This is a genomic window from Ruegeria sp. BE3 (genome assembly GCF_056538865.1).
In genome coordinates, this window is sequence record NZ_JBQFTW010000006.1 from 86,059 (window position 1) to 98,830 (window position 12,772).

General features: G+C 60.3%; 12 protein-coding genes. 8 read left to right on the forward strand and 4 right to left on the reverse strand.

The features are described from left to right. The first annotated feature begins 3 nt into the window (after positions 1–3). Genes ACR0AZ_RS14665 through radC form a run of 5 tightly spaced genes read left to right on the forward strand, consistent with a single transcriptional unit; the run spans position 4 to position 3,857 of the window. Positions 4–939 (forward strand): ABC transporter substrate-binding protein, encoded by a 936-nt coding sequence (locus tag ACR0AZ_RS14665; RefSeq protein WP_480471375.1) that lies wholly within the window; start codon positions 4–6, stop codon positions 937–939. After that, positions 936–1,610 carry a thiaminase II gene (gene tenA / locus ACR0AZ_RS14670; RefSeq protein ID WP_480667742.1) on the forward strand — a complete coding sequence of 225 codons (675 nt, stop codon included), beginning with the start codon at positions 936–938 and terminating at the stop codon, positions 1,608–1,610. The genes ACR0AZ_RS14665 and tenA overlap by 4 nt, the downstream gene beginning before the upstream one ends. Continuing rightward, positions 1,607–2,335, forward strand: a complete 729-nt coding sequence (locus ACR0AZ_RS14675; protein ID WP_480471377.1) for an ABC transporter ATP-binding protein — start codon at positions 1,607–1,609, stop codon at positions 2,333–2,335. The genes tenA and ACR0AZ_RS14675 overlap by 4 nt, the downstream gene beginning before the upstream one ends. After that, a complete protein-coding gene (locus ACR0AZ_RS14680; protein WP_480471378.1) occupies positions 2,332–3,066 on the forward strand; it encodes an ABC transporter permease in 735 nt (244 codons plus the stop codon). Before ACR0AZ_RS14675 ends, ACR0AZ_RS14680 begins: the two co-directional genes overlap by 4 nt. 35 nt (positions 3,067–3,101) lie before the next feature. Further along, a complete protein-coding gene (gene radC / locus ACR0AZ_RS14685; RefSeq protein ID WP_480471379.1) occupies positions 3,102–3,857 on the forward strand; it encodes a RadC family protein in 756 nt (251 codons plus the stop codon). Positions 3,858–3,860: 3 nt separating this feature from the next. Here radC and ACR0AZ_RS14690 read toward each other — a convergent pair whose 3' ends face one another. The 3 genes from ACR0AZ_RS14690 to secA all read right to left on the reverse strand — a co-directional run bounded on the left by ACR0AZ_RS14690 (position 3,861) and on the right by secA (position 9,172). Further along, positions 3,861–5,408, reverse strand: coding sequence for a phosphate ABC transporter substrate-binding/OmpA family protein (locus ACR0AZ_RS14690; protein WP_480667743.1), 1,548 nt, complete (start codon positions 5,406–5,408; stop codon positions 3,861–3,863). Between the two features lie 25 nt (positions 5,409–5,433). Beyond that, positions 5,434–6,354 carry a hypothetical protein gene (locus ACR0AZ_RS14695; RefSeq protein ID WP_480667744.1) on the reverse strand — a complete coding sequence of 307 codons (921 nt, stop codon included), beginning with the start codon at positions 6,352–6,354 and terminating at the stop codon, positions 5,434–5,436. A 100-nt stretch (positions 6,355–6,454) separates the two neighbouring features. Beyond that, positions 6,455–9,172, reverse strand: coding sequence for a preprotein translocase subunit SecA (gene secA, locus ACR0AZ_RS14700; RefSeq protein WP_480667745.1), 2,718 nt, complete (start codon positions 9,170–9,172; stop codon positions 6,455–6,457). 176 nt (positions 9,173–9,348) lie between these two features. Here secA and ACR0AZ_RS14705 point away from each other — a divergent pair, with 176 nt between their 5' ends. From ACR0AZ_RS14705 to mutT, 3 genes are read left to right on the forward strand one after another with little or no spacing between them, the layout of a single operon-like run. Next, entirely contained in the window at positions 9,349–10,197 is an 849-nt protein-coding gene (locus tag ACR0AZ_RS14705; protein ID WP_480667746.1) for a peptidylprolyl isomerase, read from the forward strand. 7 nt (positions 10,198–10,204) lie between these two features. Next, positions 10,205–11,431, forward strand: coding sequence for a bifunctional glutamate N-acetyltransferase/amino-acid acetyltransferase ArgJ (gene argJ, locus ACR0AZ_RS14710; protein WP_480471384.1), 1,227 nt, complete (start codon positions 10,205–10,207; stop codon positions 11,429–11,431). Next, positions 11,428–11,826, forward strand: coding sequence for an 8-oxo-dGTP diphosphatase MutT (gene mutT, locus ACR0AZ_RS14715; RefSeq protein ID WP_170334201.1), 399 nt, complete (start codon positions 11,428–11,430; stop codon positions 11,824–11,826). The genes argJ and mutT overlap by 4 nt, the downstream gene beginning before the upstream one ends. A gap of 135 nt (positions 11,827–11,961) precedes the next feature. On the opposite strand, the gene ACR0AZ_RS14720 is transcribed toward mutT, so the two are convergent. After that, positions 11,962–12,642: a hypothetical protein gene (locus ACR0AZ_RS14720; protein WP_480667747.1), complete on the reverse strand. Its 681-nt coding sequence runs from the start codon at positions 12,640–12,642 to the stop codon at positions 11,962–11,964. Between the last annotated feature and the right edge of the window lie 130 nt (positions 12,643–12,772).

Sequence of the window (12,772 nt, forward strand, 5' to 3'; positions counted from 1 at the left end):
GATATGAAGAAACTGATCGCTGCAATCGCCCTGCTGGCCGCCGCGCCCGCCTGGGCCGAGGACAAGATGACCGTCCTGCTGGACTGGTTCATCAACCCCGACCATGGCCCCATCATCGTAGCGCAGGAAAACGGCTATTTCGCCGAACAGGGTCTTGAGGTCGAAATCGTCCCGCCCGCCGACCCGTCCGCGCCGCCGCGTCTGGTGGCCGCCGGACAGGCCGATTTGGCCGTGTCTTACCAGCCGCAACTGCATCTGCAGATCCATGAGGGCCTGCCCCTGAAACGCGTCGGCACGCTGGTTGCAACCCCGCTCAACTGCCTGCTGGTGCTGGAAGACGGCCCGATCAAATCGCCCGCCGACCTCAAAGGCAAGAAAATCGGCTTTTCGGTCGCGGGTGTGGAAGAGGCTGTTCTGAGCACGGTTCTCGGCAAATACGGCGTAGCGCTGGATGAGGTTGAGCTGATCAACGTGAATTTCTCGCTTTCGCCCTCGCTGATGACCGGTCAGGTTGATGCCGTGATCGGTGCCTATCGCAATTTCGAACTGAACCAGATGGATATCGAAGGTGTTCCCGGCACCTGCTTCTATATCGAGGAAGAAGGCGTGCCGCCCTATGACGAGCTGATCTATGTGGCCAACCCCGAGACCATGGATATCGACAAGGTGACCCGCTTCCTCGCCGCAACCGAGAAGGCGACGCAATATATCGTCAACAACCCCGAAAAAAGCTGGGAGATCTTCTCGGGCACCTCGCCCGAATTGCAGGACGAGCTGAACGCCCGCGCCTGGGTCGACACGCTGCCGCGCTTTGCGCTGCGTCCTGCGGGCCTTGAGGCTGGTCGCTATGCGCGGTTCGAAGCCTTCCTGAAGGATAGCGGCATGATAGACAGCATCAACCCTGTCAGCGACATCGCCATCGACGTGACCGCGCAATGAGCGATTTTGGCAAAGCCTTCAAGCTGATGCGTGATGCGGCGCAAGGGCCGTGGCGGGACTACACCCGCCACGCTTTTGTCGAAGGTATGAAAGACGGGATGCTGCCGCGTGAGGCGTTCCTGCATTACCTGCGGCAGGACTACGTGTTTCTGATCCACTTCTCCCGCGCCTGGGCGCTGGCGGTGGTGAAATCGGAAACGCATTCCGAGATGCTGACTGCCGTGGGCACCGTAAATGCGCTGGTTGCCGAAGAAATGCAGCTGCATATCGGCATTTGCGAAGCAGCGGGCATTTCGCAGGAGGAGTTGTTCGCCACCCCCGAACGCGCCGAAAATCTCGCCTATACCCGCTTTGTGCTAGAGGCCGGGTACAGTGGCGATCTGCTCGACCTTCTGGCGGCGCTTGCGCCCTGCGTCATGGGCTATGGCGAGATCGGCAAGCGGCTGGCGGTCGAGGCGACGTCTGAGACCTATCGCGACTGGATCAGCACCTATGCCGGTGAAGACTACCAGGGCGCGTGCAAAGCGGTCGGCGCGCTTCTGGATGATGCTCTAACAAGGCGTATTGGGGCAGATTTTAAGGCCTCACCGCGCTGGGAACGCCTTTGCCAGACCTTCCGCACCGCGACCGAGTTGGAGGTGAATTTCTGGCAGATGGGCCTGACCCCATGACCCCGGCGCCCGATCTGTCCATCAGCGGCACGGCCACCATCGACGGGGCGACGCTATTCGCTCCGTTGACCCTGACCCTTGGGGCCGGGGCGTGGACCTGCCTGCTGGGCGGATCGGGCGTGGGCAAAACAACCGTCTTGCGGCTGATTGCGGGGCTGGAGACCGGGGCCGAATTCTCAGGCCAGATCACTGCCAGCGATGGGCAATCGGTCCCGGATCGGGTGGCCTATATGGCGCAGGACGATCTGCTGCTGCCTTGGGCGACGGTGGCGCAGAATGTCTCGCTGGGCGCGCGCCTGCGGGGTGAGGCGATCGATCTGGACCGTCGTGAGCGCCTGATCGCGCGGATGCGCCTGCAAGATCATATGACCAAGAAGCCCGCCGAGCTGTCAGGCGGCCAGCGTCAGCGCGTGGCCCTTGCCCGCACGCTGATGGAAGACCGCCCCATCGTGTTGCTGGACGAACCATTCTCGGCACTCGATGCCCGCACCCGCGCTGATATGCAGGATCTGGCCGCCGAGGTGCTGCAGGGCCGGACCGTTCTGCTTGTCACCCATGACCCGGCAGAAGCCGCGCGTCTGGGCCAATCGATCACCGTGATGACGCAGCAGGGTCTGACGCCCTGCGACCCCCCGAAAGCTCCGGCCCCGCGCCACGTGGACGATCTTGAAACGCTTGAAACCCAAGGCGCTTTGCTACGGCTGCTGCGTGAGGGGGCGGTATGAAGTACCTCTCTGCCCTCGCCGCGACCCTGTTTGCCCTTGCCATCTGGCAAGGCATCGTCTCGATCACCGGGTTGCCCAAATTCATCCTGCCCGGACCTGCCGTCGTTGCCGAGACCTGGTGGCAGAACCGCTGGCTGATTGCCGAACACACCTGGATCACGGCCATCGAAGTGCTGATCGGTCTGGCCTGTGGCACGCTTCTGGGTGTGGTCACAGCGCTGCAGCTGGCCAATTCGCGGGCGGCGCGCGTGTTGGTGCAGCCGATGCTGGTGTTCACGCAGGCGCTGCCGGTCTTTGCATTGGCCCCGCTACTGACGCTGTGGCTGGGCTACGGCCTCTGGTCGAAGGTGGCGATGGCGGTGCTGATCATTTATTTCCCGATCACCTCATCTTTCTTTGACGGGCTGATGCGGACGCCGCCGGGCTATCTGGATCTGGCCCGAACGATGCAGGCCAGCAAGCGGTCGGTTCTTTGGCACATTCGTATCCCTGCCGCCCTGCCGTCGCTGGCCTCGGGGATGCGGTTGGCGGCGGTTTATGCGCCCATCGGGGCGGTGATCGGCGAGTGGGTCGGCTCCTCGCAGGGGCTGGGTTATCTGATGCTGCTGGCCAATGGTCGTGCAAAGACCGACCTGATGTTTGCCGCGATGCTGACATTGGGCGTGTTTTCGATTGTGCTGCACATGGTTGTCCGCCGCGCCACGGCGCGCATGGCGGGCGAGATGCGTTAACCATTCGGAAACTGATTCTGCGTCAGGGTAGGCCCATGACACAGGACGCCTTTGCCGAAGCCCCCATGCTGTTCGACACAGACGAAGCGCCGGCGCAGCCGCTGCCCGGTGGTCGGTTACCCTCCTACATCAAAGACCACCGCAAGCGGCTGCGCGAACGGTTCATGTCGGGCGGCTCGTCCGCGATGCCGGATTATGAACTGTTGGAGCTGGTCCTGTTCCGGTCCATCCCCCGGCAGGATGTGAAACCGCTGGCCCGGCTGCTGATGGATGCATTCGGCGATTTCAACCGGGTGCTGACTGCGCCCGAAGAACGGCTGCGCCAGATCAAGGGCGTCGGGGACACCGTGATCACCGATCTGAAAATCCTTGAGGCCTGCGCGCATCGCATGGCCCGCGCAAGGGTGATGCAGAAGCACGTGATCTCGGGTTGGGACGCCCTGTTGGACTATTGCCACACGACGATGGCGCATCGCGAGATTGAGCAGTTTCGCGTGTTTTATCTGGATCGCAAGAATGCGCTGATCGGGGATGAGGAACAGGCCAAAGGCACCGTCGATCACGTTCCGGTCTACCCGCGCGAGGTGGCCAAACGCGCGCTGGAGCTCAACGCTTCGGCCTTGATCCTGGTTCACAATCATCCGTCAGGCGATCCGACGCCCTCGCAATCGGATATTGATATGACCAACCGGATACAGGATGCCTGCTCGGCGCTGGGACTAACCCTGCATGATCATCTGATCATCGGAAAATCGACCGAGCTGAGCTTCCGCTCGCAAGGGTATCTGTGACGGTTACTGCACCCAGACCTCGACTCGGCGGTTTACCTTGCGGCCCCATTCGGTGTCATCGCAGGCCATTGGCATGGCTTCGCCAAAGCCCTCGGTCGTGATCTCGACACTATCGGGCATGTTGGTTTCAACCGCAGCCAGTACCAAATTGCGAACGGTCTGGGCACGCCGCAGGGCGATCCTCGTATTTGCGTCGGCACCGCCCACCCCGTCACTGAACCCGACAAAGCTCAGCTTGCGCACGTCCAGAGCGCCGCTTTCCAATGCCTGGGCCAATTGCAGAATGTTCGAGCGTGACTGGGCATCAGGGCGGGATGACCCCGGCTCGAACCGGAAGGACAGCGACAGTCGGGTCATCGGGCGCAAGACCTCGATCATGCGTTGCAGCGCGTCCAGACCGACCTCGGTGCCGCCGGTTGCGATGGCGTTGGCCAGCCGGTCGCCCTGCAGGCCAAGGCGGATGGCTTCGGGCGACTGATCGACAAATCCGGCCTGCCGGATCACCAACTGCGCCTCGGGGCTTTGCGTATAGGACAAAAACTGCCGCGCGAGTTTGGGCAGGCGGTGTTGTGGCAGATACAGGAACATCGGCGCGGTCAGCGGGTAATCTTCGGTCTTTACCGATTGGCGCGTCGCCATGATGGCATGACCACATCCGCCGGCCAGCGGCAACACGCGCGCAATACCGGTCTCGGCAAGGCTGGCAATACCAATGGCAAATGGGTCGTCCGAGACCACGCGCACCAGATCGCTGTTGCGGGGATGACGCGTGATTGCCTCGGCCAGCGTGGCATCCACTGGCTTCATAAGCAGATCGTCCACCGCTTGTGCCAGCCCCGATCCGGGCACCGTAAGGTTCAGCGCAATCGGCGCGTCCGGCCCGCCCAGATCAGCCCAGTTGATGATCTCACCCGCAAATACCCGCGCCAGATCAGCGGCCGAGATCTGCTGTACCGGATTATCCGCAGACACAACCGGCACCATTGCGTCCAGCGCCAGAACGCGGGATCTGCGCGGATGGGTCAGGTCACCCAGCCCTGCCTCACGTGTCAGGTCCTGCTCGGTATCCCGTATCTCGCGTTGGGCCAGAACGATATCCGTGGTGTTTTCGACCAGATCGACAAAGCCTTGCCCGGTATCGGTTGCGCGCAGGATCAAGCGGGCCAGCGGGGCCTGCCGATCCGGCTGGTGCAGCGCATAGGTGGTTCCATCCTGTGAATGCGCAACCTCAAGCGCTTCTTGCGCGGCAAAGCCCCGAATCAGCGCAGGCAGCAGCGTTTCGGCCATGACAGATGCGCCGGACATGCGAATCTCGGCCACGAAATCGGTCAGGTTGGGGCAGGCGGGGCCGTCACATGTTACACCCGAGCCGTCGACCGTCAGCTCTCCGAACTGGGTGTCGACCCGGTAGAATTCGCCATCATAGCCCAGCAAAGTGCCCACCACCTCAACCTTGCCGTCATGTGAGGTCAGGGTGATGTCCTGCGCGATTGCACCCGTTGCGCCGGGCAAGACAAATAGCGCAGCTATCGCCGCACGAAAAAATGTCATGAGGAAGTGTCGACCTGCCAGCTGTTTATTTTGCAGCGATTGTCAGGTCTGAGAACAGATTATTCAACACCAGAAAATCACCAGTCGCGTCACAGCCGGGTATTTCCAGCGTCAGATCGCGCGAGCGCAGACGTTGATCGGCGCGCCATTCCAACGATTGCACATGCAGATCTGCACCGCAATTGGCTTCCGTCACTTCGGCTTCGACCGACAGCGCGATCGATCCGGCCTCGATCCCGGTATTGGTCGGGAATGAATAGACCTCGATACTGTGCGCCTTCTCCGAATCGCCCTGGCCCAGATGGATCACGGAACCCGCGCCACCGGCCTCGGAACCGGACCAGACATGGCCGTTTTCGCCATAGCTGGCACCGAATTCGAGCGCATGCAGTTGAAGGTCGGTCTCGCCCTCCCATTGCAGCGCAACGCGGTTATAAGTCTTGATCTCGGGCACGTGGGTCGTGGCCACGGTGCCTTTCTGATCAGAGAAGGAAATCAGGAAAATGGCGTATTCCGCCATCGCCGGTACCGTCAGGTCCAGCCGGCCAAGCGCATCCGTGCGGGTCGAAAACACCAACCCGCTGTGATGAATCTCGATCGGTTGATCCATATGACAAGGCGCTTTGACCCGAAGCCGGACATTCGCGCCGGGTACGGCCATTGCACGCGCGCTCAGGTCACAGTTCGAGGGGAAGCGTGGCTGAACACGCGATGTCAGAGGGGCGTCGGGTAATACATCTTTACGTGCGGCGGTCGGGGTCGATGAGGTCAGCACAACAGCTTCGAGCCCTGACAGGCCCACCGATTGCTGCGCGATCGAAGCAACACGTTCCGAGCCCGCATCAGGCGCGGGGTGCTGAGCGGATTCGCTCTGCATCAAGTATCCGATAGCCAGGGCGCAGGCAACGGTTCCGCCCGTGGTCACGTAGTTCTTTATTACAAACAAGACACCCTCCCCAGTTGAAGGAGCGAGTCGCAATTTGACCCTCAATCACGGCCAATATGTGGCCGCGAGGCGGACTCATTGTGTCGGATAGAAGGTGACCTTAGGTCAGCCTACCATGACAATGCTTGAATTTCTTGCCCGATCCACAGGGGCATCTGTCATTGCGCGAGGGGTTACCCCAGGTTGAAGGATCATCTTCGACAAACCCCGGTCGTGCATCGCCCGAAGCTTCGGCTTCGGCAACCGCTTCGGCCTGATCTGCCGCCTGATCCACTGCCTGTTGTGCCTGCGCTTGCTGTGCCTGCATCTGCGCCAGCATCTCTTTCTGCTCTTCTTCGGTCAGTGGGCGGACGCGCGACAATTGCTGTGTCACCGTCTCACGCAGGCTGTCGAGCATACCTTCGAACAGCTGGAAGCTTTCGTTCTTGTATTCGTTCAGCGGATCGCGCTGGGCGTAACCCCGGAAGCCAACGACCGAGCGCAGATGTTCCAGCGTCAGCAGGTGCTCGCGCCATTTTCCGTCGATGGTCTGCAGCAGAACCTGCTTCTCGATGTTGCGCATGTTCTCGGGGCCAAAAGCAGCCGCCTTCTGCGCCATCATCTCATCGGCGGCGTTGATCAGACGCTCGCGCACCTGTTCATCATCCACGCCTTCCTCGGCGGCCCAGTCCTGAACCGGCGCGTCAATGGTCAGCTTGTCCTTGATCGCCTCATGCAGCCCGTCCGTGTCCCATTGATCGGCGTAGGATTTCGGTGGCATGTATTCGTCGATCAGATCGTCGATCACCTGTTCGCGCATGTCCGAGACGATTTCCGACAGGTCATCCGAGGACATGATCTCGCGGCGCTGGCTGAACACCACCTTCCGCTGGTCGTTCATCACATCATCAAATTTCAAAACGTTTTTGCGCATGTCGAAGTTACGGCCTTCGACCTTGGACTGCGCCCGTTCCAGCGATTTGTTCACCCAGGGGTGAATGATCGCCTCGCCTTCTTTCATGCCCAGCGTGGTCAGAACCTTATCCAACCGTTCCGAGCCGAAGATGCGCATCAGGTCATCTTCGAGGCTCAGGTAGAACACGGTGCGGCCCGGGTCACCCTGACGGCCCGAACGACCCCGCAACTGGTTGTCGATGCGGCGGCTTTCGTGACGCTCGGACGCCATCACATAGAGACCACCGGCTGTCAGAACCTTTTCCTTTTCTTCCGCGTGGCGGGCCTCTTCGGCTGCGCGCAGCTGGGCCGGGTCGGCCTCGGGGTTCTCGGCCAGCGCCTGCAGCACCTTCATCTCGACATTGCCGCCGAGCTGAATGTCAGTGCCGCGACCGGCCATGTTGGTGGCGATGGTCACTGCGCCCAATCTGCCCGCATCGGCCACGATCTGCGCTTCCTGCTCGTGCTGGCGGGCGTTCAGAACGTTGTGCGCGATGCCTTCCTTCTGCAGCATCTGGCTCAGCACTTCGGATTTTTCGATAGACGTTGTACCCAGCAAGACCGGCTGGCCCGTTTCCTGAGCCTTCTTGGTTTCCTCAATCATCGCGCCGTATTTCTCACCGGCGGTGCGATAGACCTGATCGTCTTCGTCAAGACGCGCAATGGGTTTGTTGGTCGGCACTTCGACCACACCCAGACCATAGATTTCGGCAAATTCCTCGGCTTCGGTCAGGGCCGTACCGGTCATGCCGCCCAGCTTGTCATACAGGCGGAAATAGTTCTGGAAGGTCACGCTGGCCAGCGTCACGTTCTCGGGCTGGATTTGCACGCCTTCCTTGGCCTCGATGGCCTGGTGCAGACCTTCGGACAGGCGGCGGCCCGGCATCATGCGGCCGGTGAATTCATCGATCAGCACCACGTTGCCATCACGAACAATGTAATCCTTGTCGCGCTGGAACAGCTTATGGGCGCGCAGGCCCTGATTGACGTGGTGCACCACGGTCGTGCTTTCCGGATCGTACAGCGAATGCCCCTCGGGGATCAGACTCGCAGCGATCAGCTGCTGCTCAAGAAACTCGTTGCCCTCATCGGTGAAAGTCACGTTGCGGGACTTCTCGTCCAGCGTGAAATGATCGTCGCTCAGCGACGGGATCAGCGCATCTATGGCGGTGTACAGATCCGAGCGGTCCTGCGACGGGCCCGAGATGATCAGTGGCGTACGTGCCTCATCAATCAGGATCGAATCCACCTCGTCGACAATCGCGAAATTGTGGTGCTTCTGATAGACCTGCTCCAGATCCGCCTTCATGTTGTCGCGCAGATAGTCGAAGCCCAGCTCGTTATTGGTGGCATAGGTGATGTCGCATTTATACGCGGCCATCTTCTCGGCATCGGGCTGGCCCGACCAGATCACGCCGGTGGTCATGCCCACGGCGGCGAACACCTTGCCCATCCATTCCGAGTCACGCTTGGCCAGGTATTCGTTCACCGTGACCACATGCACGCCCTTGCCGGTCAGCGCATTCAGATAAGCGGGGAAGGTGGCGACCAGTGTCTTGCCCTCACCTGTTTTCATCTCCGAGATATTGCCCTGATGCAGGAAGGCACCGCCCATCAGCTGCACGTCAAACGCCCGCAGACCCAATGCCCGCTTGGCCCCTTCGCGCACGTTGGCAAAAGCCTCGGGCAAAAGGGCGTCCAGATTCTCTCCATCCAGCGCGCGTTGGCGCAGCTCGGCGGTCTTTTCGATCAGGCCTTCATCGGACAGTTTCTCAAACTCGGGTTCCAGCGCGTTGATCTTTTCGATCAGGGGGCGGGTCGCCTTGATCTTGCGGTCGTTCGGTGTTCCGAACACCTTTTTGGCGAGCGTTCCGAGTCCCAGCATGTTCACTCCAGCGGATCTGTTCTTATCGTGGTTGCGACAGGCTTGCCCACCTTGCGCGCAACCCATAGATACGGGGGGTGAAAGGCGGCCCTGTCCAAGGCTTCAAAGCGATGTAAGCGGCAGGTTCTGAAGTGTCAACGCTGCGCCCTGTCGCGGCAAAGAAATAGGATGATTCCATGCCCAAAGGCCTCACTTTTCTGCCATCGCTGGCGCTTGCTGCCGTGATGGCTCTGCCGCTGGCCGCCCAAACCGCACCGGATGCGTCAACTGTTGTAGCACGCGTCAATGACGACGAAATCACATTGGGTCACGTCATCGCTACCGCATCGGCTCTGCCCGCGCAGTATCAGCAGCTGGAAGACGACGTTCTGTATGACTTCATCCTTGAACAACTGATCCAGCAGCACCTGCTGAGCCAAGAGCAGGGCGAGCTAAACACCCTGAACGCCTTGCGGCTGGAAAATGAAACCCGTTCGCTGCGCGCGGTGCAGACGGTCGAGGCGATCACCGCCGCCGAAGTGACGGACGAAGCGATCCAGTCTGCCTATGACGCGCAATTCGCCGAGTTTGTAGGCGAAGATGAGTTCAACGCCAGCCACATTCTTGTCGAGACTGAGGAAGAGGCGAACGAGATCAAGACGCAACTCGATGACGGAGCCGATTTCGCCGAACTGGCGAAAGAGAAATCCACGGGTCCCTCGGGCCCCAATGGCGGTTCGCTGGGATGGTTCGGCAAAGGCCAGATGGTGCCTGAATTCGAAAACGCGGTTGTTGCGTTGGAAAAAGGTCAGGTCTCGGACCCGGTACAGACGCAGTTCGGCTGGCACGTGGTGGCATTGAACGACAAGCGCAAATCGGAGGCCCCCGCGCTTGACGCAGTGCGCGGTGATCTGGCCAAGACCATCCGGCAAGAGGCCATTCAGGCCAAGATCGACGAGCTGACCCAGAGCGCTCAGATCGAACGCCCCGCGCTCGACGGTGCCGGCCCCGAGATCGTGCGTCAGCTTGAACTGGTTCAGGAGTAAGCTTCCCGTGGCGACGATTACCAAGGTCTCTCCGCTGGCTCCGGCGGGCTTTCCCGAACTGCCCGCCATCGACGGCGTGCGTTTTGCCACGGTCGAGGCAGGCGTGCGCTATCAGGGCCGTACTGATGTGATGCTGGCGGTGCTCGATCCGGGCACCTCGGTGGCCGGGGTTTTCACCCGCTCCGCTACCCGCGCAGCACCGGTTCTGGATTGTCAGGACAAGATCGGCGGGCCATCTGACGGGCCAGCGGCGATCCTGGTGAACTCAGGCAATGCCAACGCCTTTACCGGCCACTACGGCCAGACCTCGGTAGCCGAGGTGACCGAAGCGGTCGCCAAAGCCACGGGTGTCGCGGTAGAGCGGGTCTTTACCTCCTCCACCGGAGTGATCGGCGAACCGTTGCCCCATGACCGCATCGTCGCACAGCTTGAGACGCTGAAAGCAGGCCTCAGCCGCCACGCGATCAAGGACGCGGCACAGGCGATCATGACCACCGATACCTTCCCCAAAGGGGCCTCCGCTCAGGTCGAGATTGACGGCAAAACAGTCTCTATTGCGGGGATTGCGAAGGGCTCCGGCATGATCGCGCCCGATATGGCGACGATGCTGGTCTATATCTTCACAGATGCTCAGGTCGACCAATCCGCCCTGCAAGTGATGCTGGGTGCGCAGACCGACCGCACCTTCAACTGCATCACTGTCGACAGCGATACCTCGACCTCAGACAGCCTGCTTCTATGCGCGACCGGAGCGTCGGGCGTCGATACAACCGGTAATACCGCCTTTGCGGACGCTCTGGAAACGGTGATGCTGGACCTAGCGCAGCAGGTGGTGCGCGACGGTGAAGGGGCCACGAAATTCGTAGAAATTCGTGTGACCGGAGCGGAAACGGATGCTGACGCCAAAACCCACGGACTGGCCATCGCCAACTCGCCGCTCGTCAAAACCGCCGTCGCGGGCGAAGACCCCAACTGGGGCCGCATCGTCATGGCCATCGGCAAATCCGGCGCCGCCGCCGATCGCGACCATCTGAGCATTTCCTTCGGAGATATCCTCGTCGCCGAAAAAGGTTGGGTTAGCCCCGACTACAGCGAAGACGCCGCCGCCGCTTATATGAAGGGCCAGGACCTTGTGATCGCCGTCGATCTGGGACTTGGCGAGGGCAAATCCACAGTCTGGACCTGCGACCTGACCCACGGCTACATCGAGATCAACGCGGACTACCGTTCATGAAGACAGTATTAGTGTCTGCGGTGGCTCTGATCGACATCGAGGGCCGCGTTCTGCTGGCCCAACGCCCCGAGGGTAAATCCATGGCCGGTCTCTGGGAGTTCCCCGGCGGTAAGATCGAACCCGGCGAAACCCCCGAGGCCGCCCTGATCCGCGAATTGCACGAGGAACTGGGTATCGACACCTGGGCCTCCTGCCTCGCCCCCCTGACCTTCGCCAGCCACAGCTATGACGATTTCCATCTGCTGATGCCGCTGTTCGCCTGTCGCAAATGGGAGGGCATCCCGCAGTCTAAAGAAGGTCAGGCGCTGAAATGGGTGCGTGCAAATGATCTGCGGAACTATCCAATGCCAGCGGCGGACGTGCCGCTGATTCCGATTTTGCGGGATTGGTTGTAAGGCCTCACCTTCCTGCCAGATCAGGATTAAGCACGGCGTCTGCGTATCAAATTGCGAAGCCAGCGCCGCTTGCGTCTTGGCCGTTATGGTTCCATGCGAAAGGCAATCGTAGGACGACGCTGACAAGTGGTCTCGTCACCCGGGGTCGACATCCCGCTGCAACAGGGGCGCAAATCTACGGCGTGCGGCAGGCCAGTCGAAATGAAAAAGAGGATCGGGCACGCGCCAGTTTTCACCATAGCTTTGTGCCAGTAAGGCGGGTGCGTCTTGGGGCAGCATGATAACCCCTTCATTCAATGGCTTTAGCGGGAATATCGCACTCTCCGGCAGGTCGTTGAGCGCGTAGGGATAGACGCTGAAGCGTCCGTTTTCTGTCCATGCCGGAAACAGGTCGATATCGATACCCAAGCTGTTCTTCACCTTGAATATGATCGAGTTCCCAGCTGAAGAAGAGATGTCCAGACAGCCGCTATCCAACAAGACCTTTTGGTATTGCGACCATTTTTCAGAAACGCCTTCAAGCGTGCACTCGCCCAGGTGCACGGCAAAATCGACATCATCGTCATGCGCGATCAGCCGGCCTTCCCGGATATGCCCCAACAATGCTCCGGCATAGAGTATTATCGGTTTTCCCAGCTGAACTACGGGTGCCAGCTCAGCGTCGAGTTTCGAGAATATGTCATTATCCGCCATTTCACCGAATGTTCTGTTGTAGCCATGCGGTGTGATGAAATCTGGATGCAGAGTTTGTTTGATAAGTGCAAAAAAGGCCGTGAATCGGGCCTCCTGACCCTTTTTTGCATAACGTATTTCCATCTGCTTTAGCCGACCATGTATTCGTGCAGGCCTGATCCGCGTATGGCAGGAAAACAGAATATAGGTTTCCTCCCAATCGTCATGCAGTGTCGGATTTCCCAACCTCCGAACATGATCTGCCAGCGATTCC